At 71.1% G+C, this 25,603-nt stretch carries 26 protein-coding genes and 1 pseudogene; 12 read left to right on the forward strand and 15 right to left on the reverse strand.

Annotated features, from left to right (window positions below; all coding sequences use genetic code 11):
* The first annotated feature begins 233 nt into the window (after positions 1-233).
* Positions 234-743 (forward strand): hypothetical protein, encoded by a 510-nt coding sequence (locus tag ABZ877_RS36495; protein ID WP_361080322.1) that lies wholly within the window; start codon positions 234-236, stop codon positions 741-743.
* 36 nt (positions 744-779) lie between these two features.
* Here the strand turns inward: ABZ877_RS36495 and ABZ877_RS36500 are convergent, their stop codons facing one another.
* From ABZ877_RS36500 to ABZ877_RS36510, 3 genes are all read right to left on the reverse strand, one after another.
* Positions 780-1,100, reverse strand: coding sequence for an STAS domain-containing protein (locus ABZ877_RS36500; protein WP_361080324.1), 321 nt, complete (start codon positions 1,098-1,100; stop codon positions 780-782).
* Positions 1,101-1,267: 167 nt separating this feature from the next.
* On the reverse strand, positions 1,268-2,548 hold the full coding sequence (locus ABZ877_RS36505; RefSeq protein WP_361080326.1) for a VanZ family protein: 1,281 nt from the start codon (positions 2,546-2,548) through the stop codon (positions 1,268-1,270).
* Positions 2,549-2,628: 80 nt separating this feature from the next.
* Positions 2,629-3,084 (reverse strand): hypothetical protein, encoded by a 456-nt coding sequence (locus tag ABZ877_RS36510; protein ID WP_361080328.1) that lies wholly within the window; start codon positions 3,082-3,084, stop codon positions 2,629-2,631.
* A 48-nt stretch (positions 3,085-3,132) separates the two neighbouring features.
* Here ABZ877_RS36510 and ABZ877_RS36515 point away from each other — a divergent pair, with 48 nt between their 5' ends.
* Positions 3,133-3,405 (forward strand): hypothetical protein, encoded by a 273-nt coding sequence (locus ABZ877_RS36515; protein ID WP_361080330.1) that lies wholly within the window; start codon positions 3,133-3,135, stop codon positions 3,403-3,405.
* A gap of 42 nt (positions 3,406-3,447) precedes the next feature.
* Here ABZ877_RS36515 and ABZ877_RS36520 read toward each other — a convergent pair whose 3' ends face one another.
* Positions 3,448-4,305, reverse strand: coding sequence for a LysR family transcriptional regulator (locus tag ABZ877_RS36520; RefSeq protein ID WP_361080383.1), 858 nt, complete (start codon positions 4,303-4,305; stop codon positions 3,448-3,450).
* A gap of 234 nt (positions 4,306-4,539) precedes the next feature.
* On the opposite strand from ABZ877_RS36520, the gene ABZ877_RS36525 reads away from it, so the two are divergent.
* Together ABZ877_RS36525 and ABZ877_RS36530 are read left to right on the forward strand one after the other, a co-directional pair.
* Entirely contained in the window at positions 4,540-5,415 is an 876-nt protein-coding gene (locus tag ABZ877_RS36525; RefSeq protein ID WP_361080332.1) for an aldo/keto reductase family oxidoreductase, read from the forward strand.
* Positions 5,416-5,547: 132 nt separating this feature from the next.
* A complete protein-coding gene (locus tag ABZ877_RS36530) occupies positions 5,548-5,952 on the forward strand; it encodes a Rid family hydrolase (protein ID WP_361080334.1) in 405 nt (134 codons plus the stop codon).
* 59 nt (positions 5,953-6,011) lie between these two features.
* Here the strand turns inward: ABZ877_RS36530 and ABZ877_RS36535 are convergent, their stop codons facing one another.
* Positions 6,012-6,227, reverse strand: a complete 216-nt coding sequence (locus tag ABZ877_RS36535) for a DUF6199 family natural product biosynthesis protein (protein ID WP_361080336.1) — start codon at positions 6,225-6,227, stop codon at positions 6,012-6,014.
* A gap of 84 nt (positions 6,228-6,311) precedes the next feature.
* Complete coding sequence (locus tag ABZ877_RS36540) at positions 6,312-6,488, reverse strand: hypothetical protein (protein ID WP_361080339.1); 177 nt, start codon at positions 6,486-6,488, stop codon at positions 6,312-6,314.
* 166 nt (positions 6,489-6,654) lie between these two features.
* Here ABZ877_RS36540 and ABZ877_RS36545 point away from each other — a divergent pair, with 166 nt between their 5' ends.
* Entirely contained in the window at positions 6,655-7,821 is a 1,167-nt protein-coding gene (locus ABZ877_RS36545) for a sensor histidine kinase (protein ID WP_361080341.1), read from the forward strand.
* Positions 7,809-8,477, forward strand: a complete 669-nt coding sequence (locus tag ABZ877_RS36550) for a response regulator transcription factor (RefSeq protein ID WP_361080343.1) — start codon at positions 7,809-7,811, stop codon at positions 8,475-8,477. The genes ABZ877_RS36545 and ABZ877_RS36550 overlap by 13 nt, the downstream gene beginning before the upstream one ends.
* Positions 8,478-8,511: 34 nt before the next feature.
* On the opposite strand, the gene ABZ877_RS36555 is transcribed toward ABZ877_RS36550, so the two are convergent.
* From ABZ877_RS36555 to ABZ877_RS36585, 7 genes are all read right to left on the reverse strand, one after another.
* Complete coding sequence (locus ABZ877_RS36555) at positions 8,512-11,064, reverse strand: FtsX-like permease family protein (RefSeq protein ID WP_361080345.1); 2,553 nt, start codon at positions 11,062-11,064, stop codon at positions 8,512-8,514.
* On the reverse strand, positions 11,061-11,831 hold the full coding sequence (locus ABZ877_RS36560) for an ABC transporter ATP-binding protein (RefSeq protein ID WP_361080347.1): 771 nt from the start codon (positions 11,829-11,831) through the stop codon (positions 11,061-11,063). The genes ABZ877_RS36555 and ABZ877_RS36560 overlap by 4 nt, the downstream gene beginning before the upstream one ends.
* Positions 11,832-11,980: 149 nt before the next feature.
* Complete coding sequence (locus tag ABZ877_RS36565) at positions 11,981-13,660, reverse strand: cellulase family glycosylhydrolase (RefSeq protein WP_361080349.1); 1,680 nt, start codon at positions 13,658-13,660, stop codon at positions 11,981-11,983.
* A 486-nt stretch (positions 13,661-14,146) separates the two neighbouring features.
* Positions 14,147-14,281 (reverse strand): hypothetical protein, encoded by a 135-nt coding sequence (locus ABZ877_RS36570; protein ID WP_361080351.1) that lies wholly within the window; start codon positions 14,279-14,281, stop codon positions 14,147-14,149.
* 501 nt (positions 14,282-14,782) lie between these two features.
* The gene (locus ABZ877_RS36575) at positions 14,783-16,366 is read right to left on the reverse strand and encodes an MDR family MFS transporter (RefSeq protein WP_361080353.1); all 1,584 of its coding nucleotides are present in this window, start codon (positions 16,364-16,366) and stop codon (positions 14,783-14,785) included.
* A 205-nt stretch (positions 16,367-16,571) separates the two neighbouring features.
* Entirely contained in the window at positions 16,572-17,222 is a 651-nt protein-coding gene (locus ABZ877_RS36580; protein WP_361080355.1) for an HAD family phosphatase, read from the reverse strand.
* 103 nt (positions 17,223-17,325) lie between these two features.
* Positions 17,326-17,748, reverse strand: a complete 423-nt coding sequence (locus ABZ877_RS36585; RefSeq protein ID WP_361080357.1) for a nuclear transport factor 2 family protein — start codon at positions 17,746-17,748, stop codon at positions 17,326-17,328.
* Positions 17,749-17,960: 212 nt separating this feature from the next.
* On the opposite strand from ABZ877_RS36585, the gene ABZ877_RS36590 reads away from it, so the two are divergent.
* Entirely contained in the window at positions 17,961-19,406 is a 1,446-nt protein-coding gene (locus ABZ877_RS36590; protein ID WP_361080359.1) for a multicopper oxidase family protein, read from the forward strand.
* 169 nt (positions 19,407-19,575) lie between these two features.
* Positions 19,576-20,250, forward strand: a complete 675-nt coding sequence (locus tag ABZ877_RS36595; RefSeq protein WP_361080362.1) for a ScbR family autoregulator-binding transcription factor — start codon at positions 19,576-19,578, stop codon at positions 20,248-20,250.
* A 7-nt stretch (positions 20,251-20,257) separates the two neighbouring features.
* Here ABZ877_RS36595 and ABZ877_RS36600 read toward each other — a convergent pair whose 3' ends face one another.
* Both ABZ877_RS36600 and ABZ877_RS36605 read right to left on the reverse strand, forming a co-directional pair.
* Entirely contained in the window at positions 20,258-21,034 is a 777-nt protein-coding gene (locus ABZ877_RS36600; RefSeq protein ID WP_361080364.1) for a glucose 1-dehydrogenase, read from the reverse strand.
* A 106-nt stretch (positions 21,035-21,140) separates the two neighbouring features.
* Entirely contained in the window at positions 21,141-21,788 is a 648-nt protein-coding gene (locus ABZ877_RS36605) for a ScbR family autoregulator-binding transcription factor (RefSeq protein ID WP_361080366.1), read from the reverse strand.
* A gap of 444 nt (positions 21,789-22,232) precedes the next feature.
* On the opposite strand from ABZ877_RS36605, the gene ABZ877_RS36610 reads away from it, so the two are divergent.
* The 4 genes and pseudogenes from ABZ877_RS36610 to ABZ877_RS36625 all read left to right on the forward strand — a co-directional run.
* Positions 22,233-23,183 carry a ParB N-terminal domain-containing protein gene (locus ABZ877_RS36610; RefSeq protein WP_361080368.1) on the forward strand — a complete coding sequence of 317 codons (951 nt, stop codon included), beginning with the start codon at positions 22,233-22,235 and terminating at the stop codon, positions 23,181-23,183.
* 104 nt (positions 23,184-23,287) lie between these two features.
* The gene (locus ABZ877_RS36615; RefSeq protein ID WP_361080370.1) at positions 23,288-24,436 is read left to right on the forward strand and encodes an inositol-3-phosphate synthase; all 1,149 of its coding nucleotides are present in this window, start codon (positions 23,288-23,290) and stop codon (positions 24,434-24,436) included.
* Positions 24,433-25,338, forward strand: a complete 906-nt coding sequence (locus tag ABZ877_RS36620) for an SCO3242 family prenyltransferase (protein ID WP_361080372.1) — start codon at positions 24,433-24,435, stop codon at positions 25,336-25,338. Before ABZ877_RS36615 ends, ABZ877_RS36620 begins: the two co-directional genes overlap by 4 nt.
* Positions 25,335-25,603 (forward strand): annotated as a pseudogene (locus ABZ877_RS36625) (sugar phosphate isomerase/epimerase); the annotation flags it as partial. The gene ABZ877_RS36620 and the pseudogene ABZ877_RS36625, both read left to right, overlap by 4 nt.

Genomic DNA, 25,603 nt, shown 5'->3' on the forward strand with positions numbered 1-25,603 from the left:
CCGCGCAGGTACGGGTGTTGGCCCGCCCGCGGCCGCCGACGGCGGCAGTCCGCCCGCCGCCGCCAACTGCTCCAGCAAGGAGAGCAGCAGACCTGCACACTGCTGACCACCCTGGACGGTGACAAGGAGACCCGGGGCAACGCCGTGGCCGTCACCAAGGACGGCCAGGTCCTCAAGGCCGACCTGAGCACACCGACCCCAGCTACGGCGGCAACGCGCCCGCGCCGGAGCAGGTGGCCAAGGTCGAGAAACCGTACGTCCTCGCCCTGGACGGCAAGGGCCACCTCTTCATCGCCGGCCACTACGGCACGCTGTACCGGCGGACACTGCAGAAGGGGTACCGGCCGCAGGAGTACGCCACCGGTCTGCTCAACATGACCGGCCTGCAGAGCGACGGCGAGGGCAACCTGCTCTACGCCTCCACCTACGGCGACCTGTTCACCGTCAACGAGGACCGCGAGGTGTACAAGATCACGGGAGCGGGCAAGCCGTACGACAGCGGCAACACCCCCGCCCCGCAGCCGGGCGCACCGACCGTCTCCCCCGGCGGGCAGGGCGACCTGTCGCAGGACGGGCAGAGCCTCACGTTCACCGGCGTCGACCTGCGTCTGCCGCGCAAGGGCGCCACCTCCGTGGCCTGGGTCGCGGTGGAGGCCGGCAAGGACGCCCCCACCGGGGAGACCGCGCTCACCTTCCGGATCGGTGACCAGAACGGGGCCTCCTCCCCCATCCACGTCACCTGACCACTCGTACGTCGCGTCGCGGCCCGGGGTCCCAGCTCAGGCCAGGGCGGCCGCCACCGTGAGATGCACGCCGATCACGGTGTCGACCCCGACCACGTGCAAGGTGGCCAGCACCTGTTCGCTCGCGCCGGCCAGACGCAGCCAGCCGCCCGCCTTGGCGGCCCGGTGGTGGGCGGTGAGCAGGATGTTCAGGCCCGCGGAGTCCATGAAGCCCACCTCGGTGAGGTCGATGACGATCCGCGGGGCGAACGCGGTGCAGGCGGCGTTGAGCAGGCGGCGCAGGCGGTCGCCGCCGGTGTGGTCGAGTGGGCCGCACACCGTGATCACCACCGCCCCCTGGAAGGCAGTGGCGGTCACGCTCAGAGGGTCGGTTCCGGAGCTGTCGCGGTTCTCGGGCACGCGTTCCTTCGGTCGCTGCCCGCCCCGCGCGGGCGAGCACGCACGGCAGCCTAGGCACACACTGTGCGGCACGTACAACAGTGTGTAGGGACGAGGGTTCGGGGCACACGTGGGGGTTTGTGTGTCTACGTCGGGTGACGGGGTGTCACCCGCCCGGTCAAATGGGTGTGCGGCTGGTCGCGACCGCCGTGGGGATCGACGTCGGGACCGGTGGTGGCGCGGGTGCGCGTGAGGGCCACCGTGCGCAGCCCGGACGCCCGTTCGTGAGCCCAGAGGTTCGTCTTCCGCCGCCGGGTCGTCAGGACGTATCCGCCGAGCACGACCGCGACGAAGACGAACAGCAGCACCTGCGGGAAGTACTCGATGAGCTGCCACTGAATCATGCGCGGGTCCGCCGCCGTCGCGTCCCGGACCCGGCGCACCACCCATGACGGCCCGTTCAGCAGGATCATCGACGCGGTGACGAGGGTTGCCATCAGCGGGAGGGTCACCACGGCGAGCAGCGCCGCGCGGACTGCGATCCGCCACAGCGCGGGCCGCCCGTCGCCCTCGGTGGGCGCCAGCTTTAGCAGGAGGAGCCGCTTGCCCGGGGTCGTCCTGGTCAGCCAGGGCAGTACGACGAACCACACGGCGAAGACCGCGACCATCACCCGCGGTACGGAACGGAACGCGCTGTAGACGTCCCCCGCCGTGACCAGAGCCCCCAGGACGGTGACGGCCGAGACCCCGATCAGGTCGACCAGCAGCGCCGTCGAGCGCCGCCCGGCGGTGACGGGCCGACGGGCCAGTGTCGCGTCGTCCGGCGCCTCCCCCGCCGGCAGCAGCCGGGCGAGCGGCCCGGCCATGTACCAGCCGAGGAGCGCTCCCGCGGTGTTGAGGATCAGGTCGTCGACGTCGAACAGCCGGTACGGGCACGGGTAGGCGCCCCATAGGCCGGTGCCCTGCGTGACCTCGAAGAACAGGGAGGCGCCGAAGCCCGCGACGATCGCGGCGGTGACGCCGCGCCGCAGGTGGTAGCGGACGAAGACACCCAGCGGGAGCAGCAGGGCCAGATTCAGGACCGCACCGCTGACCGCGGGGTTGTGGAGCACCAGCGCGTTCAGCGTGACCTTGTGGTGCGCCTCCTTCCAGATGTCGCCGAAGGTGTTGCCCGGGGTCCACTGCGGGTGGGCGACCGCCGCGAACCTCTTGCACATGTCCGCCGTCCGCGTCGGCAGCGGTACGAGCGTCATGCACAGGGCCGTGATCGCGTAGTAGAGGAAGCCGAGGAGCGACAGGACGCGCCACTGCGGCATGGCGCCGTGGCGGCGGTAGAGGACGACCGCCGTCGGGAGGAACAGCATCAGCGCGAGGAGGGGGAAGAGCGCTGCCGCTGTCTTCATCGGCAACAGGTAGGCGGAAGTCATGCGGGAACTATACACAACGCGTATACACGCAATGTATAGCTGTGTGAGCTGCTGGCTTGCGGTCGAGCTGGGGCGGGTGGTCAGGCGGCGATGCGCACGTAGTCGTAGTACAGGGGGTCCCCGTCCTCGTCGACCGGGTACTCATAGCTGCTCTGGTTGGCGAGGATGATCTTCAGGTCCGGCAGGATGTCGAAGCCGAGGTCGTTCTCCGTGATCGTGTGCCCTCGCTCGGCGAGTTGCTCGAAGAGGTCGGTGCCCGGGGTGCGGAAGACATCGAACCCGTCCAGCGGCACGCGCACGTCGGCCTCCTCGTTCGTGAACCGGAACAGTTCCACGCCGCTCAGCGTGCCCTTGGTGAACCCGAGGACGATGTTCAGCTCCGCCGGGTCGTGCGTGAGCGTGATCTGTCCCGGCTCCGGGTCGCTCAAGAGGACCCGGAGGGCTCCCCACTTCTGGACCGCGTCGCGCGCATCCTGTACCGACATGTGCAGCCGCAGCGGACCTACGCCGATCTGCGGCAGTAGTTCCAGTTGCATGTTCCGTTCCTCGTTCTCGGACCAGGGGTGGTTGCGTACGATCCGCTGGTGCTATTCCTTCTGCTCGCCACAACGCGGCGCCGCATCGGCGCCCTTGGCGTCCTCGTGGGTTTGTGTCTGTTCGCCTGGTGGGCGCTGCAGCCGGTCGGTCCCGTCTGCCCGGAGGGGCTGAGTCTGTCCTCAGATCCGTGGGGCTCCACATACGACCCGGCCGGCGACATCGCGTCCGAAGGCAGCTACAGCACCATCGGCTCCGGTGGTGACGAGCCGTGTGCGGCGGAGACCCGGCACCCGCGCCTGTACGGATGGCTCGGTCTGTAGGCGGCGTGCACCGCTCGGGCGGGCCGTCTCACCGCCGCCGGGTCATAGTTCGGTGGCCGTGCGGATCAGGTTCGCCAAGGGGACGGAGCGGCTGTGGGCGGGCCAGGCGATGTGGGTGATCACGGGGGGTGCGTCGGTCAGGGGGACGGCTGTGTGTTCCGCCCACAGCCAGGCGCGGGCCGAGTCGGGGAAGACGGCCGCCGTGCGTCCCAGGGCGATCAGTTGGGCGAGCTGGGTCTGGTCGTGGATCTCGGGGCCCGGGCCCGGCGGGTAGGCGCCGTCGCGGGACCAGCGGGCGAGCGGGAGGTCGGGGACGTCGGCGATGTCGGCCAGGGAGAGTTCGCCGCGCGCGGCCAGGGGGTGGCCGGCGGGCAGGATGACGATCTGGCCCTCGGTCATGAGCGCCTCGCTGTCGAATCCGGCGAGGGTGTTGAACGGGGTGTGCATCAGCGCCGCGTCCGCGCGGCCGTCGCGGAGCATCTCGCCCTGTTCGCAGGTGCCGCTCGGCAGTACCTCGATCTCGGCGGCGTCGGGCCGGGCCGCGTAGGCGTCGAGGAGCTTGTGCAGGAGTTCGTGGGAGGCGCCGGCCTTCACCGCGAGGACCAGGCGGTCGCGGGCGGTGCCGGGGGTGTCGGTGGCCGCGGCGCGGCGGGTGCGGCGTACGGCGGCGGTGGCCGCGTCGAGGGCCGCGCGGCCCTCGTGCAGGAGCATCTCTCCGGCTCCGGTCAGGGCGACGCCGCGACGGTTGCGGTCCAGCAGGCGTACGTCGAGTCGCCGTTCGAGCTGCTGGATCGCGCGGGAGAGGGGTGGCTGCGCCATGCCGAGACGCTCGGCGGCGCGCCCGAAGTGCAGTTCCTCGGCCACGGCGACGAAGTATCTGAGTTCGCGGGTCTCCAGCATGTCCTCCACGGTCACAGCGTACGTCAGTGATACCTGGCGGGTATCACAGGGTGCTGGGTCGGTATTGGATGCGGCGGCCGGTCGCGGGTGAGCATCGACGGTGTGGGGCGGCGCGACACCCCGTAACGGCTCAGGATCGGAGCGGTTTTCGTCATCGGTTCGCCATCGACCCTCCTCGGCCTGGTCCGCGGCCCCCGTCATGATTCCGATCAGCAGAGAGATTGCTTCTTCGTCATGGACACCACCTTCACCACCTCACTGCCCGGCGGCACCTGGAGCCTGGGCGATCTCGACGTCACCCGCGTCGGATACGGCGCCATGCAGCTCGCCGGTCCCGGTGTCATGGGGCCGCCCGCCGACCGGGACGGTGCGCTCGCCGTCCTCCGCGAGGCCGTGGATCTCGGGATCACCCATATCGACACCGCCGACGCCTACGGGCCGCACGTCACCAATGAGCTGATCCGTGAGGCGCTGCACCCCTACCCCGCCTCCCTGCACGTCGTGACCAAGGTCGGTGCCGTGCGCGATGAGCAGGGTGGCTGGCCGACCGCCCGGCGGCCCGAGGATCTGCGCCGCGCTGTGCGGGACAACCTCGAGGGGCTCGGCATCGACACGCTCGACGTCGTCAACCTGCGGCTCGGTGACGCCCAGGGGCCGCAGCCCGGCTCGCTCGCCGAGGCGTTCGGGGTCCTCGTCGAGTTGCAGCGTGAGGGGCTCGTCCGGCACCTGGGGGTGAGCAACGCGACCGCCGAGCAGGTGCGCGAGGCGCAGGCCATCGCGCCGATCGTGTGCGTGCAGAACATGTACAACCTCGCCCACCGCCACGACGACGAACTGATCGACGAACTCGCCGCCCAGAACATCGCCTACGTGCCCTTCTTCCCGCTCGGCGGCTTCACCCCGTTGCAGTCCGCCGCGCTGTCCGCCGTGGCGTCCCGGCTGGGCTCGACGCCGATGTCCGTCGCACTGGCCTGGCTGCTGCGGCGCTCCCCCAACATCCTGCTCATTCCTGGCACCTCGTCCGTGGCGCATCTGCGCGAGAACGTCGCCGGGGCGGGGTTGTCGCTGTCCGACGCGGACCTCGCCGAGCTGGACGAGATCGGGCGTTAGGCGGCGGGGCGGGGCGCCTCTGTACGCGCAGGGAACACTCCGGCTTCACCAGCGGAACAAGTGTCGTCCGGACGCACTTGTACCTTGCGCGTGCAAGGGCCTGTCCGGTTCGGCGGAGGAGTGAGCAGGAGCATGAGTTCCCAGATGAAGACGTTCGGATTCGGTGTGCCGTGGGAGTCGTCGTACGGGTACAGCCAGGCCACCCAGGTCGGTGACACGGTGTATGTGTCCGGGCAGTTGTCCCATGACCGGGACGGCGCGTTCGTGGGTGCGGGCGATTTCGAGCTGCAGGTGCGCACCACGTTCGAGAACCTGGATCTCGTGCTCCGGCAGGTCGGGGCCGAGCGTCGGCAGATCGTGGAGACCACCGTGCTGGTGCGGAATCTGCGGGAGAACTTCGACGCGGTGGCACGGTTGCACGCCGAGTACTTCGGGGAGCACCGGCCCGCCAGCACCGTCATGGGGGTGGTCGATCTGGCGTTGCCGGATCAGCTTGTGGAGATCGGTGCGCTTGTGCGTCTTGATGTGCGGCCGTGATTGGTGCTGCGCCCCCGGTGGGGTTCCCGCCGGGGATGGGTCATGTCGGGAGCCATGGATTACGTGGCCTGAATGATGGCCATGAACGCGACCATCGCCAGGAACAGCGCGCCCGTGATGCGCATCATGGTGTAACCGGTCGCCGTCGGTTCCGTCGCCTCGTAGTCCTTCACGAAAGGGCGCTGCAACGGGCGGTTCATTCTCCACGGCAATTGGGGCTTGACGAGCTGGATCAGGCCCATGACGGCGAACAGGCCGAGCAGTACGTAGAACATGGTTCCCTCTCCTGTCGGGGGTTCCGTGGGCGACGTAGGGCCCAACTACCCCGACAGGCAAGGTGTATGGAGCGCGCCGCGTTCTCAGGTGCGGGCCTGGCGGTCGCGGTGTCGTAGCAGGGCCAGGCAGGCGGCCGCGCCGATCACTACGGCTCCTGTGCTGAGGCTGACGGCGATCTGCTTCACGCCGTCGAAGGCGAAGCTGGTCGAGATGTTGGCGGCAGTGGCGGCCGCGAGCAGGAGCCAGAGCAGGGCCTTCATGGGGGTCCTTCCACGTGTGCGTTCACCTTGCGATCACCAGGATGCCGTCGCCCGCCCCCGGGAGCGAGGGGGCTTTCCGCCCAGTCGATGGTGTAGCCCGCTACACCATCGGTACGCCGCCGCGCTCCCCCGTCCGGCGTCGGGAGCGGTGGCTAACCTGATGACCATGGGATCGACAGTGCGGGACGCACGGGACGCGACGCAGCATCTGCTGAAGGCGGCCGGGCTCTCGCTCGCGTCCTATTTCTACCTCGCCGTGCTGGTGTTCGCGGTGGCCGTCACGGTGCTCGTCCTCGGCGCGGCCGTGCTGCCCGAGGCCGTGATCCTCCTGCGCTCGCTCGCCGGGATCAAGCGGCGCCAGGTCGAGGCGTGGACGGGGGTGGCCGTCCCCGTGGCGTACCGGCAACTGCCGCAGCCGCTCGTCGACCGGGTGCGGGTGGCGGCGACCGATCCGGCGACCCGGCGCGATCTGTGCTGGCTCGCCGCCCACTTCCTCTACGGCTGGCTCCTCGCCTACGCCGCGCTGCTGCTGTGGACCTTCGGCGTCCTCGTGGACGGCGTGTGGTGCGGGCTCTTGGGGCGCCGGGCGGTGGTGCTGCCGCAGATCGGCCGCCTCGCGGATCTGGACGCCTCCTGGTCGGCCAGGCTGCTCGCCCCGTCCGCGGAGGACCAGCGGGCCCAGGAACTCGCGGAGCGCGTCGAGGAGTTGACGGCGACGCGGGCGGAGGCCGTCGCCGCGCACGGTGCCGAACTGCGGCGCATCGAACGGGATCTGCACGACGGGACGCAGGCGCGGCTCGTCGCCCTGTCCATGCGGGTGGGGCTCGCGACGAAGATGTACGACGAGAAACCGGACATGGCCCGCAAGCTGCTCAGCGACGCGCAGACCCAGGCCGAGGAGGCGCTCACCGAACTGCGCCACGTGGTGCGCGGCATCCATCCGCCGATCCTCACCGACCGCGGGCTGCTCGGCGCGATCCGGGCGCTCGCGGCGGGCAGCGGCCTCGACGTCGACGTGCGCGAGGACGGGGTGGAGGAGTCGCCGCGGGCGCCCGCCGCGGTGGAGACCGTCGCGTACTTCGTCGTGGCGGAGGCGCTCACCAACTCCGCGAAGCACAGCGGCGGCCGGCGCGCCCGGGTGGAGGTCTCCCGTGCGGGGCGGGCGCTGCGGGTGGTGGTGCGGGACGAGGGGAAGGGCGGGGCGGACGAGAAGGGCGGCACGGGGCTGCTCGGGATGCGGCGGCGGATCGCGGCGCTGGACGGGACGATACGGGTGTCGAGCCCCGCCGGGGGGCCGACCGTCATCGAAGTGGAGCTGCCGTGCGCGTGGTGATCGCCGAGGACAACGCCCTGCTGCGGGAGGGTCTGGTGCTGCTGCTGACCTCCGCCGGGCACGAGGTGCCGGGGGTGGCGGTGAGCGGGCCGGAGATCGTTCCGCTGCTGTGCGAGCACCGGCCGGACGTGGCGATCCTGGACGTGCGCATGCCGCCGACCTTTCGCGGTGAGGGGTTGCAGGCGGGTCTGGAGGCGCGCCGGCTGATCCCCGGGCTGCCCATCCTCGTCCTGTCGCAGTACGTCGAGGAGACGTACGCGGCCGAGCTGCTGGGCGGGGGTGCGAGCGGTGTCGGGTATCTGCTCAAAGACCGGGTGGGCCGGGTCGACGAGTTCCTGTCCGCGCTGGAGCGGGTCGCGGCAGGCGGTACGGCGCTGGACCCCGAGGTGGTGGCCGAGCTGCTCGCCCGGCGCCGGGACGATCCGCTGGAGTCGCTGACGCCGCGCGAGCGCGAGGTGCTGCAACTGATGGCGGAGGGCCGGGACAACGCGACGATCGCGTCGATGCTCGTGGTCACGGAGCGCGCCATCAGCAAGCACATCGGCAACGTCTTCACGAAGCTGGGGCTGCCGCCGAGCGACAGCGGCCACCGCCGGGTCCTCGCCGTCCTGGCATATCTGCGACAGGACGGGGACGCGTCCGCGGCGAGGCGCTGAACGGGCGGCTCGTGCCCGTACGCGCGGGCCCGCGTCACTCCCCCACGGCCACCGCCTCCACGGGCCGGGTGCGCAGGGCCGAGCGGGTCGGGATGCTGATCGAGAGCCAGGCCAGGACGGTGATGCCGCCTGCGATGGAGAGCCAGATCAGCGGGTCGATGTGCGGGGTGGCCCGGCCTGTCGTCGCGAGGGTGGTGCCGATCGTCGGCGGGAGGGCGATGACCGCGCCCACGACGACGGCGGCGGCCACGACCACGCACGTCTCCATGGTCATCATGCGCCGGGCCTGGCGCCTGCCCGCGCCGATCAGCCGCAGCATCCCGAACTCGCGGGTGCGGGCCGCCGTCGCCATCACCAGGGTGTTCACCACGGCGATCAGGACGTAGAGCAGGAGCAGCACGTTGGCGATCAGGTTCGTCCAGGACTGCTGGGCGGCCTGGCCCTGCTGGGCGGCGGCGAACGCGTCGGGGCTGCGCACCTGGAGCGTCGGCACGCTCTTCGCCAGCCCGTCGAGGGCCCGGCGCAGCGGTGCGGGGTCGCCGCGGCCGGTGACGAGGAGCGCGGTGTCCAGGTGGCGGGTGGTGTGCCGGGCCAGCAGGTCGTGGGCGAACGTCACGTCGCCGAAGCCGAGCCCGTTGCCGTAGATCGCGACGACCTCGAACTGCCGTCGGGTGCCGTCGCCGAGGTCGATGCGTGCCGTGTCGCCCACCCCGAGACCGGTCGTGCCGGCGGCCATCCAGCTCAGCGCCACCGCGTCGGGGCCGAGCCGGTCGAGGCCGCCTTCGCGCACGTCGAGGTCGAGGGTGCGGTCCAGGCCCTTCGGGTCGACGCCCTGGGCGCTGAGGGGCGCGGTCGCGGGCTCGTCCATCTCGGTGTAGTCGATCAGCACTTGGGAGCGGACCACCGGGTCGGCGGCCTCGACGCCGGGCAGCGCGCGCACCCGCTCGGTGAGCCGGGGCGACAGTCCGGTCGCCTCGCCGGTGAGGACGTAGTCGGAGACGACGCCGTCGGCGGCCTGTTCCCGTGCGGTCGCCTCGACGGTGGACAGCGTCGACAGTTGCAGGAGGGCCATGGCGGCGCAGAGCGCGAGCGGCACGACCGCGCTGCTCAGGCGCCGGGTGTGGGCGGTGGTGTTGGCCCAGGCCAGATAGCCGCTGACCCGCGAGCGCCGCAGCAGCGGGCCGAGCGCGCGGGCGGTGAGTCCGACCAGGTGGGGGCCGGTCAGCGCGGCGCCGACCATCAGGATCACGAGGGAGCCCGCGGCGCCCGCGACGGCGAGTTCGCCGGGGATCGTCATCGGCAGCACGAGCGCGGCGACGAGGCCGAGCGCGATCAGCACCAGACCGGCGGCGCGCCGGACGGGGCCGAGCGCGGCGGGCTCCACCTGCGACTCCTGGAGGGCCTCGACCGGTTTGATGCGCGCGGTGCGGAACGCGGCGACGAACCCCGCGAGGCGGGTGCCGAGCACGCACAGCAGGACGGCCAGGGCGGCGGGCGCCGGGTTGGAGGAGAGCTCGAAGTCGGCGGGAAGCACGCCCGTCTTGGCGAACGCGTCGCGCAGGGCGTGGGCGAGCAGGAAGCCGGGCACGGCGCCCGCGACCGCGGCCGTGACGGAGACCAGCAGCACCTCGCTGCCGATGAGCCGGTGGATCTGGCGGGGGGACGCGGCGACGGCCCGCAGCATCGCGAGTTCCTGCCTGCGCTGGTGGATGGCGAGGCCGAGGGTGGAGGAGACCACGAAGACGACGACGGCCAGGGCGGTGCCGCCGAACGACGCGGAGAGCGCGATCAGGAAGCCGCGTGACGCGCCCACGTCCAGGAACTCCAGGTCACCGATGTCCTGGCCGGTGTAGAGCGTCACATGGGCGCCCGCGAGCGCCTGCTCGACGCGGTGGGCGAGGTCGTCGGCGGAGGTCCGCGCCGTGCCGAGCACGCCGATCGCGGTGAACCGGTCCGGTTCCGGCGTGAGCCGGGCGGCCCGCTCGTCGGAGAAGAACGCGGCCGACTGCCGCTCCAGGCCGTTCGGCACCTCCTTGACCAGCCCCACCAGCTTGTACGCGACGGTGTCGGTGCCGATCGCGAGGCGCGCGGTGTCGCCCACGGCCAGACCGGCCCGGCGCGCCGTACCGGCGTCGAGGACCACTGTGCGCGGTCCGTCCGGCCGTTCGCCCTCGGCCAGTTCGAAGGGGCCGAGCGCGGCGGACGCCCAGCCGTGCCCGTACAGCGGACGGTCGGAGGGGGCCGCGCGGCCCGTCTCGTCGATCAGGTTCATCTCGACGGTGCGGTCACCGATCACCCGCTCGACGCCGTCGACGGCGGCGATCTTCTCCGTGAGTGCGGCGGGGACGGTGACCCGCTCCGCGTAGTACGGGTCGAAGTCCTCCTTGACCTTCTTGGTCTGCTGTCCGCCGACCATGACGGTGGCGCCCGCGTACCGCTCCGGGGCCGCGCCGGAGGTCAGTCCGGAGACGAGCAGCACACCGCACGCGGTGACGACGGCGGAGCCGAGCAACACGGTGAGGAACGCGGCGACGAAGCCGCCCCTGCGGTGCTTGATGGTGCTCCAGGCGATGTCGAACACGTTCACCAGCTCCCGAGACTGGTCATGCGGTCGGCGACCTGCTCGGGCGTCGGCCGCTCCAGTTCACCGGCGAGGGCGCCGTCCGCCAGGAAGACCACCGAGTCCGCGTAGGAGGCGGCGACCGGGTCGTGTGTCACGAGGAGCACGGTCTGGCCCGTCTCATCGACGAGCTGCCGGAACAGCCGCAGCACCTCCTGGCCCGTACGGGTGTCGAGGGCGCCCGTCGGTTCGTCGGCGAGCAGGGCGTCGGGGCGGGTCACGAGGGCGCGGGCGATGGCGACCCGCTGCTGCTGCCCGCCGGACAACTGGCTCGGGCGGCGGTCGAGGTGCTGCGCCATGCCGACCCGTTCCAGCAGCTCGGCCAGCCACTCCTCGTCGACCGGCTTGTCCGCGAGCCTCGGTACGAGCGTCACGTTCTGCCGCACCGTCAGCGCCGCCATGAGGTTGTACGCCTGGAAGACGTAGCCGATCCGTTCCCGGCGTACGGCCGTCAGGGCGGCCTCCTTCAGGCCCGTCAGCTCCGTGTCCCCGAGGTGGACCGTCCCGGATGTGGGCCGGTCGAGCCCGGCGAGGCAGTGCAGGAAGGTGCTCTTGCCGGAGCCGGACGGCCCCATGACGGCGGTGAACGAGCCGCGCGTCACCGCGAAGGAGACGGCGCGCAGCGCGGTGACCGCGTTCTCGCCCTTTCCGTAGATCTTGGTGACGGATTCGAGACGCAGCGCAGTCGTTCCTGTCGCCGCTGTGGTGGCGGAGTGTTGCCGCACCGATGTCATGGGTCCTCCCGCGTTGTCGGCGTGATCACCGTAGGAGCGGGGGTTGTCGCGGCACGAGCCACTGGGCTCCCCTGACGAGGGTGCAGCCGGCTCCACCACCGGTGGTTCAGCCACCTGCCCTGAGCTGCCGGTTGTCTCTTCCTCTCACCTCACGTGGAGGTGCAGCTCGCGCCGTTCAGGGTGAAGGCCGTGGGTGCGGAGTTGGCGGCGGACGTCGTCGTGCCGATGAAGCCGAGCGTGGTCGTCGCGCCCACCGGGATCGTGGCGGTGTAGGCCGCCGCGGCCACCTTCACCTGGGCGCCGGTCTGGGTCGGGGTGCCGCCCCACATGGTGCTGACGGTCTGGCCGGAGGGGAAGGCGAAGCCCAGGGTCCAGCCGTTGACGGCGGTGGTGCCGGTGTTGCGGATCGCGATGTCCGCCTGGAAGCCGCCGGGCCAGGTGTTGGTGACGCGGTAGGTGACCGCGCACGTCCCGCCCGGGGTGCCGGTGTCCTTGTCCGTCGTGACGGTGACCGTGGCCGAGCGGGGTGAACGGTTGCCGGCCGCGTCCCTCGCGTACACGGCGAAGGTGTACGTCGTGGCCGGGGTGAGGGAGCCGATCGTGGCCTTCGTCGTGGTCGTGGCGGCGGCCGGCGTCTCCGTGGTGCCGGTGACGCGGACGACGTCGTAGCCCGTCACGCCCTTGTCGTCCGTGGCCGCCGCCCAGGTCAGCGTCGCCGAGGTGGGGGAGACGGCGGACGCGGTGGGGGTGCCGGGGGCCGTGGGGGCCTGGGTGTCGGGGCCGGCCGGGCCGAACACCGTCGCCTCGCGGGCCGTCTGTGCGATGCCGTTCGCGCCGTGGAAGACGCGCTCGCCCCACGCGCTGAGGCGCGCCGGGTCGAAGTCGATCGCCAGGTCCAGTACGGGGTCGGTGTTGCCGCTCCAGGACCAGGCCAGCCAGCCGAGGCCGAGCTGCTGGGCGGCGGCCGTCATCGTGTCCTCGTCCGGATCGCCCCACTGGTCGGCCGGGCCGCCGAACTCACCGATCACGAGCGGGAGTTTGGCGTCCACGTAGGACTTGAGGTAGTCGGTGATCTCCTGCGCGGTGTCGTACACGCTGTACATGTGGATCGAGAAGAGGAGGTTGCCGGTCGGGTCGGCGGCGTAGACCTGTGCCGCGTTGGCCTTCATGACGCCCTGCCAGTCCTGGCCCCAGTTCGGCGCGTCCACCATGAGCGTGTGGGTGAACCCGGCCGCGCGCAGCTTCTTGATTGCGGCGGTCGTCGGGGCGGTCCAGCCCGCCGGGTCGGTGTTGCCCCAGGGCTCGTTGCCGATGTTGATGACGACGTAGTCCTCCTCGCCCGCCAGGACGTCCTTCAGGCTGATCCAGTAGTCGGCGGCGTGGTCGAGGGTGCCCGCGGCGGCGTCCTCGCCGTAGCCGGTGGTGTCGTGCACCTCCAGGACGCAGATCAGGCGGTTGGCCTTGCAGTCGGCGATGACGGCGGCGACGTCCTGGGCGCTGTTGCGGTTCCAGCGGTGGCCGTCGGAGAGGACGACGCGCACGGTGTTGGCGCCGAGCGCCTTGATGTCGGCCAGCGACTGGGTCTCGCCCGGGTACCAGGTGTGGGCGTGGTTGACGCCGCGCATCACGAAGTCGTTGCCGTTGCCTTCGAGGAGGCGGCCGCCGCTGACGTGCAGGCCCGTCGCGGCGGCGGCCCCGCGCTCGGGGGCGGCGGCGTGCGCGGCCGGGGCCGTCAGGGCGAGCAGGCCGAGGAGGGTGGCGAGGGCGGCGATCAGGGCGGCGATCAGTGTGCCGGCCGGGCGGGTCGTGGTCGCACTTCTTCTTCTCACTGCGGCTCCGGGAGGTGAGGGTGAGGGGTGCGGAGGTTGTGGTGCGACGGGCTGGGGGTGCCGTGGGAGCGCTCCCATATAGCCAGGGCGGGCAGGGGCACGTCAAGAGGGCGGGGGGGTGTGGCGGGCCGTGCATGAGCCCGCGCGGCTCCGCCGGATTGTCGGCCGGGTCGCACTTCCGCCGGGTTTTCCCGCCGGGGGCCGGCCCACGTTCACAAGCGGGGGGAAACCGACGACGACCACCGCGAATCCCACGAGGAGGCAGGCGATCCACAGCGCCGTGCGGGCTGTCTCCGTACGGGCATAGGTTCGGGCGATGACCCGTCCCGGGGCCGCTGTCGTCAGGCCGCGGATGAGGAGAACCACGCCCACGACCATGCCGGTCAGCCCTTCCTGTCCTTGTTCCAGATTTCGTAGGCGAACATGGCGACGATGCCGGCCAGGATCAGGATCGCGACGACGGACCCCGCGCTCCCGCTCCCTGGGCTACTCGTTCCTCTTCACCTCGTGGCTTCGCCAGATCCCGATCGACACGACGATGACGGTGATCACGACGAGCATGACGGCACCGGCGGGCCAGAAGCCGCTGCCACCTTTGGCGGCCAGATCGAGATGCTGCACGACATCGTCCTCTCCGCGACACCCGCCGCTTTCACGGCCACGCCTACGCGTCCACCGGCGGCGCCGAGGATTCCGGTGGCTGCGACCTGGTCGGCGGGGCCTTCTTCGAGCATTCCCCCGGGCAATGCCAAGGCCGCTGCTCAACGCGCACACTCCGACGGCCACGCCGGCGCCGCCGACGGGAGCAGCACGGCTGCTCAGGCTGTAGTGCCACTGTTCCTTACCGAGGGCAAGGACATTCTACCCGCTCGGGTCGATACGGTTGACGGCGTCGCCGACCGCGCACTTACGCGTATACGTGGAGATTGTTCTTGCCCGACGGGTCCGGCGGCGTGTGTACCGTCGTCCTGGCGGGGGCCCGAGCGAGCCGAAGGGCGGGGCGCCCGTCTCGGTCAAGGACCTCTTCGACGTGGTCCGCGGTAGCCGCCCCCCCGGCTGCGGCACCCGGCGCATACTCTCGCGTGCTGGACACCGACCGCGCTCGGCAGCCCCTGAGGTCCCCTACTGTCCCCGCTGCCGTGCGGGCACCTGCGCGGCCTCCAGGTCCTGGCCCGCGACGGTGCGCAGGGGAACCTCTCTGACCAGCCAGGAGACGGCGAACATCAGGACAGCCAGCACGAGCGCGGCGACAATGGTGCCGTGCAGGCCACTGGTGACCGCGGCCTCGTAAGCCTCTTGAAGTCGGCGGGGCATGCTCTTGAGGCTCTCGGGCGTCACGTTGCCGTCCGCCCCCGACAGTCTGCCCGCCTCGCTCGCACCGAGTCTCCTGGTCAGCTCATCGGCGAGGCGAGCGACGTAGACCCCTCCCAGCGCCGCGACGCCGAGCGAACCGCCGATCGTACGGATCAGCGTGAGGGAACCGCTGGCGGCGCCCATGTCCCGGGGGTCGGCGCTGTTCATGGTGATGAGAAGAGTGCTTTGCATCATGAAGCCCATGCCGAGGCCCAGTACCAGGGTCGTCGCGGAGGCGACGGCCACGGCGGTGTCCACCCGCAGCGTCAGGAGGGCCAGTGTGCCCAGAACGCACACCAGGCCACCCAGGATGGGGTAGACGCGGTATCTGCCCGATCTGCTGATCTGCCATCCGACCACCGTTTGCACGCCCAGCATGCCGAACATCAGGGGCAGCAGCAGCATGCCGCTGACCGTGGGTGTCAGTCCCTGGGCGAACTGCATGTACTGCGGTAGGTAGTTGGTGGCGCCGAGGAGTACCGCGCCGAGGAGGAAGCTGAGCACTTGGGCGACCGCGAAGTTTCGATCACGGAAGAGCCCCGGCGGGATCAGCGGCTCGGGCGCCCGGTGCTCGACACGGACGAACAAGGCCAGTGACGCGGCTCCGGTCACGGCGAGCCCGAACATCTGCGGTGACACCCAGTCGTAGGTACCCCCGCCCCATGTGGACAACAGGGTCAGGCACACGACCGAGACGACGAGGAGCACAGCACCGGGGTAGTCGATCCGTGCCGCGCGGGACACCGGCTTGAGTCTGATCCAGATCCCGACCACGACCAGGGCGACGACGCCGAGCGGGACGTTGATGTAGAAGACCCAGCGCCAGGTCAGGTGGTCGGTGAAGAAGCCTCCCACGAGCGGCCCGGACACGTACGCGATGGGCATGAGGATGCCGAGCATGGATTGCACCCGGCCGCTCTCCCTGGTCGGGACGAGCACGCCGATGATGGCGAGTGCCCCCACCATGAGTCCGCCTGCGCCGAGCCCCTGCACCGCCCGGAAGGCGATGAGCTGGTTGATGTCCTGCGCCATGCCGGACAGCACGGAGCCGACAAGGAAGAGCACGATCGCGGACATGAACACGCCCTTGCGGCCCAGGAGATCACCGAGCTTGCCCCAGATCGCCGTGGACGCGGCAGTGGCGAGCAGATACGCGGTGACCACCCAGGAGAAGCGGTCGAGGCCGCCCAGTTCACCCACGATCGTCGGCAGCGCCGTGCCGACGATCAGTCCGTCGAGCATGCCGAGGAACATGCCGATCAGCAGTCCGAAGACGCCGATGTAAGTGCCCGGCGGAGGCGTCCGCCGCGCTCCGTCCGCCGTCGGCTTCTGTGGCGCACGGTCCGTGTCCATGGTTCCTCCCGATCGTCCGCTGAGGCCGGGCCGCGGAGGAGCGAGCGGCCCTGGCAGGGCACGGGCGCCTTGGTCACGGCAGCGCCGACCGGGCCGGCCGGCTTTCGGCAACTCCCGCCGCCGCGGGCACAGTAGCGAAGGATCGGGGGGTTCCCCGGGTCTCTCCAGCGGGCCTTGAGCGATCCTCTGGCCGACGGAACGGCGGTCAGTGCCAGACGCTTCCGGCGGCGGCCTCCTCGTCGAGGGTGCGCAGCAGACCCTCGTCGATCTCCTTCAGCGAGTTCACGATGTGCCGGACCCCTGCTTCGACCATCATCCGGCGCTGGAAGGCCTGTGCGGAGTCGGCGGGGTGCCCGATGAAGGCCACCCCGTGCTCCCGGGCGGCTTCAGCGACCCGTGCCACGTCGTCGATGAAGAGCACCTGGTCGGCGCGGAACCCGAAGAGCTCGGTGATCTCCCGGATGCCGGGGCGGAAGTCATTGGTGCACAGGTAGCCGGGCTCGTCGAAGAAGTCGGCGAACCGTCCCAAGTAGCGGTCGAAGTGCGACCGCTCGAGCCCGCCGTAACAGATGGTCCGTACGCCCAATGAGCGCAGCGTCGCCAGCAGTCCAGCCGCACCGTCGAGCACATGCACCGGGTGCTCGCGCACGTAGGCCTCGCGCTCCGCGAAGTAGTCCGTCAGCACCTGTTCGGCGGTTCCGCCGAGTACGTCCGCGGCCCGCTGGGCGGCGACGCGCTGCGGCTGGGAGAGGAGTTCCCGTTCGAAGGCGGCGCTGTAGGTGCCCCCGCGCGCTTCGACAAGCCGGCGCATCACCGGGCTGAAGCTGTCGTTCAGGAGCACGCCGTCGATGTTCACCGCAACCAGTCGCAAGTGCCGCAACACGCTGTCTCCCCCTTGATTCGGTGGCCATGCCGCGGCAGACGGTACAACAGCGCGACGCCCGGACCGTGTGGATCGCTCAGCGGGGCACTGGGCCGTGACCGAGGACGTCGATCCGGCGGTCCTTGACCAAGAAGGTGCGCGGCGCGGACGCCGTGCGTACGAGGATGTCCGTGCAGTCGCACACCTGGTGCAGGCGTGCGCCGCCACTCGCGTCGGTCGCGTAGACGAGAGTGGTGGCCCGTACGAGCATCTGTTCGTCGGGGAGTTCCTCGATCTCCAGCATGCCCGTCATGTGCCGGAGCCGCTCGCCGGCCGCGGCCACGGCGTCGCTCGCCGCTCGGGCACCCGCGGTCAGCTCCGCACGGCCGCGCATCGGCTGTCGCCTGGAGGAGATCCGGAACACCGCGTCCTCGGTGAAGGTGGCCGCCCATCCCTCCGCGTCACCCTCGTCCAGGCGCCGCATCTGGTGTGCGTAGAACCCTGCCGTCTCCGCGTGCACGCGGGGCCTCCTCTCCAGTGGGCCGGCGCGTCATGCGGCGGCAGGCCGGCGGGGGTGTCCGGGCCTGCCGCCGCAGCCCTCACAGGCTGCGGCGTCCCGCACGCGGCCGGGTCGAGCGCCGCTGGAGCGGGCACCGCGCTGGCGAAGCTCGAGTTCCGCCTGTTGACCTGCTCTCGCACACCAAGTCCCCGCACAGAGCAGGAGGAACACCCATGGCCACCCGTCGTCGGGTGCTCGGCGCAGGACTGTCCGTCGCGGGCGTCGGACTCACGGGGGTATCGCTGCTGCCCGTGTTCCACGCGTACGGGTCCACCACGGGACCCGTCGCGGAACCTCCCGTGCAGCCCTTCTCCGAGCCCATGCCGCTGGTCCCCGTGCTCGCTCCGGTCTCCACGGCCCACGGCACGGACACCTACGAGATGACCATGCGGACGGTGAGCCGGTCGATCCTGCCCGGTCTGCAGACCGAACTGCGCACGTACAACGGGCAGTTCCCCGGTCCCACCATCAAGGCCCGCAGAGGACGGCCGGTGGTGGTCCGCCACCGCAACGAGCTGCCTGTGGCCGCCTCCGTGCACGTGCACGGCGCCTCGGTGCCCCAGCGCCACGACGGTGCGCCGATGGACACCATCGCTCCGGGCGCCGAGCGTGTGTACCGGTACCCCAACAAGCAGGCCCACGCCTCGCTCTGGTACCACGACCACGCCCATCACGTGGAGTCCGAGAATGTCTACCGCGGGATGCACGGCAGCTACCTCCTCACGGACGACGAGGAGGAAGCGCTGCCGCTGCCGAAGGGCGACTTCGACGTCGTGATCGGGATACGCGACGCGCATTTCGACACCACCACCGGGGCGCTCGTCTACCGGATGAGCGACCGTGCCCGCACCACCCTCCTCGTGAACGGCGCACCCGTCCCGCACTTCAAGGTGGCTGCCCGCTCCTACCGGCTGCGCTTCGCCAACCATTCCAATCAGCGCTTCTTCGAACTGCGTCTGGAGGACGACAGCGACATGGTGCAGATCGCCTCCGACGGCGGTCTGCTGCCACGCCCGCACGCGACGAAGTCGGTGTATCTGACCTCCGGTGAACGGGCCGACGTCGTCATCGACTTCTCCCGCTACCCCGTCGGCACCAAGATCGTCCTGCGGAACACAGGTTTCGGCGCGACCGCGGAAACCGGCCAGGTGATGCGGTTCGACGTGGACCGCACCGCCGAGGACGACAGCTCGGTACCGGATGTCCTGCGCACGCTGCCGCGCCTGCCCAAACCCACCGCCCAGCGCTCCCTCGTCCTGCGGATGGACGAGGACGGCCGACCGGACCCGCAGGCCTACATCGACGACAAGCTGTACGACCCCGGCCGGGTCGACGCGCGCATCCGGGCGGGGGCCAGCGAGATCTGGACCGTCACCAACGCCAACGCCAAGGCACCGCACAACTTCCACATGCACCTGGTGCAGTTCCGGGTCCGGGAGCGCAATGGTGCCGCCCCCGGACCCGAGGAAGCCGGGCTGAAGGACACGGTGCGGCTGCTGCCCGGCGAGACGGTCACGCTGCAGGCCACCTTCGACACGTACCGGGGTGAGTACGTCTACCACTGCCACATGCTCGACCACTCGGCCATGGGCATGATGGCGACAATGAAGATCACCTGACCTCGTTACGGAGGCGACTCTTCCGAACCGGCTTGCCGGTTTCATGGCCGGGACTCACTCCAGGAGCGCCATCCGCAGCGATGGGACGTGTAAGGTACCCCCCAGACGGTTTTATTTCACTCGTCTGTCGCTCACCGGACGCGAGTACCGAGCACAAGGGGTGGTCTCCGTGGTGCAACAGGAACGTGCGGTCCGGACCCGCCGCGCCGTGGTGGAGGCAGCGGCGATGGTCTTCGCGGAGTACGGCTACGCGGCGGCCACGGTGTCGGACATCCTGAAGGTCGCCGGAGTGACCAAGGGCGCCCTGTACTTCCACTTCGACTCCAAAGAGGCCCTCGCGCGGGGCATCATCGAGGCACAGACCCAGCAGGCGCTTCCCGCGCAGGAGCTGAAGGTCCAGGAGTGGGTGGACCAGGGCATGCTCATCGCCTACCGCCTGCCGCGCGACCCGGTGGTGCGCGCGGGCGCCGTGCTGTCCTCGGACCCCCTGGGCAGGGAGCACTACGGGAGCGCCTGGCCGGCCCTGATCGACCGCTCCGCGCAGACGCTGGCCGAGGCCAAGGAGCAAGGCGAGATCCTCGGTCACGTCGTGCCCCAGCAGACCGCCGAACTGCTGGCCGCCGCGTTCCACGGTGTCCAGCTGTTCTCCCAGCTGGAGACCGGCATGGAGGACATCGAGCGCCGGATCTCCGTGCTGTACGAGCACTTGATGCCGACGATCGCGCTGCCCGCCGTCCTCGCCCACCTCGATCTCTCGCCCGACCGCGGCGCACGCCTCTACGCGCAGATGGAGGCGATGCAGGTGGAGTCGATGGAGGCGAAGGAGCCGGCTGCCGTCAGCTGACCCGCCGTCACCAGGTGGTGCGGCCACCGTCCACCGGCATGGTGGCGCCGGTGACGAACGAGGCGCGGTCGCTGCACAGCCACGCGACCGCCTCGGCGACTTCCTCCGGTTCAGCCATCCGGTTCTGCGGCGCCGAAGCCATGCTTTTGGCCTTCTGTCCGGGAACCCTGCCGAACCAGTCCTCGACCATCTCCGACCGGGTCAGGCCCGGTGCTATGGCGTTGACCCTGATCCCGCTGCCCGCGTACTCGACCGCGGCGGCCTTGGTCAGCCCGATCACGGCATGCTTGGCGGCTATGTAGGGCGCCGGCACCCGGCTGGCCACCAGGCCCGCGACGCTGCTCGTGTTCACGATCGAGCCGCCGGAAGCCGTCATCATCGCCTTGATCTCGTGGCGCAGACAGTTCCACACGCCCCGCACATTGGTGTCCATGACGAGGTCGTAGGACTTGTCCTCCATCAGGTGGAGCGGCATCAGGTCCCCGCCGGTACCCGCATTGTTGAAAGCCACGTCGAGCCGCCCGTATGTCTGCACGGTGTGCGCCACCGCACGCTCGACATCGTCCGAGACCTGGACGTCGCCCGTGACGAAGGACGCCTGCGCACCGCTCGCACGCAGTTCGGCAGCCAGTGCCGCGATGCGCTCCTCACGCCGGGCGAGCAGCACCAGACGGGCCCCCTCCCGTGCGAACACCCGGGCCGCGGCAGCGCCGATGCCGCTACTGGCTCCGGTGATCAGAGCGGCTTTGCCCGCCAGCGTTCTCTGCCCCTGCACCTGCGTCATCGCGCCCCCCAGGCCTGTTCGCTGCCCGAAGCGTAGCGCCGAAGTCCGGTGTGTGAGCCCTGATTCCGGCGTCGGCGAACGGTATCCGGTGCGCGGCGACGGGGGCTCACACCCCCGTGCGGCCTCGCCCGACGGCCGGCGCAGCGGTGCCTTCCGGATGGATACCCGCCATGATCGCGGGATCCGCCAGCGAAGGCAGCAGCAGGCTCCAGAAGCCGGTGACGGTCCGGTCGCTCAGCCACTCCTTGTCGGCCCGGCTGAGCACCACGAACCCGACCGTCGCGGCCACCACCGCTTTCACCGCGCCTTCCTGTGAGACACCCGGTGCGAGGGTCTCCTCGTCGGCGGCGCGGGCCACAAGCCCGTGCACGTAGGAGCGCCACTCGAGGCAAAGGTCGGTGCGGACGCGCGATCCCGCCTCGCAGCTCAGCAGGAATCCGGCACGGACGACGACGTCCCAGAGCAGCAGATGCACGAGCCGGTGCGAGAGGTCCGCCAGCACCTGCAACGCGCTCGTCTCCTGCGAAGGCACCTCGTTCATCGTCCGGCGCAAGGTGTGCGCGGCGGCACGCTCGACCGCGGCGGCCACCTCCGCCTTGCTGTCGAAGTGGAAGTGCAGGGCGCCGCGGCTGACTCCGGCGCCGGAACTGATGTCGTTCAGGTTCGCCTTCTCGTAGCCGTACCGCTCGAACATTTCGGCCGCCGAGCGAATGAGTGCGGTCTGGGTCCGGGTGGCCCGCTCCTGTTGGCTCACTGTCTGGCTCTCTCGGTCCGGAGGGAAGTTCGTAGAGGTACATAAAACCAACGTGTCGGTTTTGAATCTAGTGCGGGGGCCATCGAATCGAATGAATGACTCAATGCGAGCTGTCGCGCAGGGAGGCGCCAGAGCAGGTCTTTTCAGCCAAATGCAAGGGATGCTCTGCGGCGGGTGCCTGACTCGAGCCTCACTTGAGACGGCGTCCATCGGGGTGCGGCCCCGGCCATTCCGACCTAAAAAAAGACCGTCCGTACGGTACTGTTTCGTCCCCAGTCCGTGGTGCGACGACGTTGCGACGCAGCCGGGGCTGTCCACATACGCGCAGAGAATCCCTGTCAGGAGGGCACGTTGTCTCTGGCCGATGGGTTGACGTACCCGGTCGTGAGCCTCGACGAGAGAGGACCGTCGAGCTCTCGGACCGAGTCACAGCCACCCACACTCGTGCGGATCGACTCACTCGTCCTGTCCGACTCGCCCCGGCTGGACCCGGAGGACCCGGAACACATCCGGCTGCTCGCCGAGACCGGGGACTCACTGCCGCCCATCACCGTGCACCGGCCCACCTTCCGTGTCGTCGACGGGGTGCACCGGGTCCGTGCGGCCCTGCTCAACGGACGTACGGAGATCCCGGCGAGGTTCCTCGACTGCGATCCTGCCGACGCCTTCGTGCTGTCCGTAGAGGCCAACGTCACTCATGGCCTGCCCCTCTCCCGCGCCGACCGGGCGGCCGCGGCCGCCCGCATCATCGAGACCCACCCGCGGTGGTCGGACCGGGCGGTCGCCGTCGCCACCGGCATCTCCGACAAGACCGTCTCGCGCATCCGCGCACATGCGGCCGGTGAAGAGGGCCCACAGACCGGCACACGCATCGGCCGCGACGGCCGGGTGCGGCCACTCGACAGCACGTGGCGGCGGCGCCAGGCCGCCGCGATCTTCCGGGAGCGGCCCGACGCCGGGCTGCGCGAGGTCGCGCGAGCGACCAACCTCTCCCCCACCACCGTGCGCGACGTGCGCCGTCGCCTCGAGCGCGGCGAGAGTCCCGTCCCGGTCCGCTACCGCACCGGCAGCGGCGGCCCGGCCCAGGCCACCGCTGCCGGTGCCGCGCCGCCACCGCGGGCCGCGGCCGTCGCCGCCCAGGAGTCGCGCGGCCCGTCCACCGTCGACCGGCAGAGGCTGCTCGCCAAGCTCAGTGACGACCCCTCCCTCCGGCACACCGAGGCCGGCCGGCGCGCCCTGCGCTGGCTGCACCACTACAGCGTCGACGGCGACAGCATCGAGGTTCTCGGCCAGGGGCTGCCCTGCCACTGGGCGCCCGAGGTCGCCGACCTCGCCCGAAGCTGCGCCGCGGCCTGGAACGAACTGGCCGAGCAGTTGCAACAGCGCACGCGGTGACGGGCGGTCAGGACCCGCGCCCCGGGCACGGACGGCAGCGGCCCGGCTCCCGGCCCAGCGCTCCACCCCGCCTGTCGAAACTTCCAGCACTCAGGAGGCCTTCCATGTCCGAGCACGACGAACCGTCCGGTACCCGGCCCGGACCCAGAAGCGGCACAGGGGTGTGGTTCATCGGCGCGCGTGGCTCCGTGGCCACGACCGCGGTCACCGGATGTGCCGCTGTCGCCGCCGGGCTCTGCCCGCCGACCGGCATGGTCACCGAGACCGAGCCCTTCGCGTACGCCCGTCTGCCCGCCCTGCGCTCCCTCGTCTTCGGCGGCCACGACACCGTGGACTGGTCCCTGCCCAAACGCGCCGAGGCCCTGGCCGAGCAGGGCGTCCTGCCGCACGGCCTGACAAGAGCCGTCGCCGGTGAACTGGCTGCCGCCGACGCGGAGATACGCGCCGGCGGGCCCGTGGCAGGTGACTCCCGTACCGACGAGGAGCTGATCACCGCCTTCGCTGCCGACATCGCGGACTTCGCCCGGCGTTCCCATGTCGCCCGTACCGTCGTGGTGAACGTCGCCTCCACCGAACCGACACCGGCCGAGGACGCCGCGCGTCTGCCGGCCAGCTCCCTGTATGCCGCCGCCGCCCTGCGCGCGGGGTGCGCCTACGTGAACTTCACACCGTCCGCCGGGGTACACCATCACGCCCTCGCCGAGACGGCACGGACGGCCGCCGTGCCGTACGCGGGAAGGGACGGCAAGACCGGGCAGACGCTGCTGCGGGCCGTGCTGGCGCCGATGTTCCGCCAGCGGGCGCTGGACGTGCGGGCCTGGTCGGGCACCAATCTGCTGGGGGGCGGCGACGGAGCCGCGCTCGCCGATCCGGCGGCCGCCGCAGCCAAGAACGCAGGCAAGAACCGGGTGCTGACGGACAATCTCGGTTCGCTGCCTCAGGGCGAGGTGCACATCGACGACGTTCCCGCGCTCGGCGAGTGGAAGACCGCCTGGGACCACATCGCCTTCGAAGGTTTCCTCGGTGCACGGATGGTCCTGCAGACCACATGGCAGGGCTGTGACTCGGCGCTCGCGGCGCCCCTCGTGCTCGACCTGGTGCGGCTTGTCGCCCGCGCCCATGAGGCAGGCATCGCGGGACCGCTGCCCGAACTGGGTTTCTTCTTCAAGGATCCGGACGGCGGTTCGTCGGCGCTCGGGGAGCAGTACGACGCTCTCCTCGCTCTCGCCGCACGCCTGGCGGAGGAGCGATGAGCGCCGCCCGCGACTGGGCCGACCTCCTGCGCGTCTCCGCCCTGTGCACCGCGCCCGGCGACGCGCTCGCCGGGGCTGCCGCGGCCGGACTTCGCCCGGGCGGCTGCACCGCGCTCGCGGCCGGAGCGTCGATGTGTCTCTACGGAGCCGGGATGGCGCTCAACGATTGGGCGGACCGGGAGGAGGACGCCGTCGACCGTCCGCACCGACCCCTCCCCTCCGGCCGGATCACCTCGGGACAGGCGCTGGCCGCCGCTGTCGCACTGACCGCGGCCGGGGTCGGTCTCGCCCTGGCCGCGGGCCGTCCCGCCGGGCTGACCGCGGCGACCCTCGCCGGCACCGCCTGGGCGTACGACCTGCGCCTGAAGCACACGCCCGCGGGTCCCGCCGCCATGGCTGCGACGCGCGCGCTCGACCTGCTCCTCGGAGCGATCGCCACCACCGGCTCGCCGGCACACGCGGGCCGACGTGGCCCGGCGGTGCGCCGGGCGCTGCTGCCCGCCGCCGCGCTCGGCGCGCACACCCTTTCCGTCACCGCCGTCTCGCGCACCGAGACCCGGGGCGGCGCCCCCGGCACGGCACTGGTCGCGCTGGGAGCGACAGCGGTGATCAGTGTGCTGGTCGCGCGCGGCCCTGCCTCCAGCACGGCCGGGACCTCCCGTGCCCTCGCACGCTCGGGCCTCGCCGGGGTCTACGCGGCGACCGCCGGGGTGCCGCTCCTGCACGCCGCGCTGAACCCGTCGCCCCCGCTGAGCCAGCGGGCGGTCAGTGGTGGCATCCGCGCCGTCATTCCCCTGCAGGCGGCGCTCACCGCGCGTTCGGGGCCGCTCACCGCCGCGGCGCTGCTCACCGCACTCGCTCCCGTCGCGCGCCGGCTGGCCAGGAAAGTGAGCCCTACATGAGCATCCGCCTCGGTTACGGCACGAACGGCCTCACCGACCTCCGCCTCGACGACGCCCTCGCCCTCCTCTCCGACCTCGGCTACGACGGGGTCGGCCTGACCCTCGACCACATGCACTTGGACCCGCTCACCCCGGACCTCGCGGAGCGCACCCGTCAGGTGGGCCGGCTCCTGGAGCGCTACCGTCTGACGGCCACCGTCGAGACCGGCGCCCGCTATGTCCTCGATCCGCGCCGCAAACACGGCCCCTCCCTCCTCGACCCCGA

The organism is Streptomyces sp. NPDC046939 (assembly GCF_040644575.1).
Taxonomy (GTDB): Bacteria; Actinomycetota; Actinomycetes; order Streptomycetales; family Streptomycetaceae; genus Streptomyces.

Excerpts from the sequence above, each read along its gene's own strand:
- ABZ877_RS36505 (WP_361080326.1), bottom strand. The coding sequence starts at position 2,548 with ATGACTTCCGCCTACCTGTTGCCGATGAAGACAGCGGCAGCGCTCTTC.
- ABZ877_RS36510 (WP_361080328.1), bottom strand. The coding sequence starts at position 3,084 with ATGCAACTGGAACTACTGCCGCAGATCGGCGTAGGTCCGCTGCGGCTG.
- ABZ877_RS36520 (WP_361080383.1), bottom strand. The coding sequence starts at position 4,305 with ATGCTGGAGACCCGCGAACTCAGATACTTCGTCGCCGTGGCCGAGGAA.
- ABZ877_RS36525 (WP_361080332.1), top strand. The coding sequence starts at position 4,540 with ATGGACACCACCTTCACCACCTCACTGCCCGGCGGCACCTGGAGCCTG.
- ABZ877_RS36530 (WP_361080334.1), top strand. The coding sequence starts at position 5,548 with ATGAGTTCCCAGATGAAGACGTTCGGATTCGGTGTGCCGTGGGAGTCG.
- ABZ877_RS36535 (WP_361080336.1), bottom strand. The coding sequence starts at position 6,227 with ATGTTCTACGTACTGCTCGGCCTGTTCGCCGTCATGGGCCTGATCCAG.
- ABZ877_RS36540 (WP_361080339.1), bottom strand. The coding sequence starts at position 6,488 with ATGAAGGCCCTGCTCTGGCTCCTGCTCGCGGCCGCCACTGCCGCCAAC.
- ABZ877_RS36545 (WP_361080341.1), top strand. The coding sequence starts at position 6,655 with ATGGGATCGACAGTGCGGGACGCACGGGACGCGACGCAGCATCTGCTG.
- ABZ877_RS36560 (WP_361080347.1), bottom strand. The coding sequence starts at position 11,831 with ATGACATCGGTGCGGCAACACTCCGCCACCACAGCGGCGACAGGAACG.
- ABZ877_RS36575 (WP_361080353.1), bottom strand. The coding sequence starts at position 16,366 with ATGGACACGGACCGTGCGCCACAGAAGCCGACGGCGGACGGAGCGCGG.
- ABZ877_RS36590 (WP_361080359.1), top strand. The coding sequence starts at position 17,961 with ATGGCCACCCGTCGTCGGGTGCTCGGCGCAGGACTGTCCGTCGCGGGC.
- ABZ877_RS36600 (WP_361080364.1), bottom strand. The coding sequence starts at position 21,034 with ATGACGCAGGTGCAGGGGCAGAGAACGCTGGCGGGCAAAGCCGCTCTG.
- ABZ877_RS36615 (WP_361080370.1), top strand. The coding sequence starts at position 23,288 with ATGTCCGAGCACGACGAACCGTCCGGTACCCGGCCCGGACCCAGAAGC.
- ABZ877_RS36620 (WP_361080372.1), top strand. The coding sequence starts at position 24,433 with ATGAGCGCCGCCCGCGACTGGGCCGACCTCCTGCGCGTCTCCGCCCTG.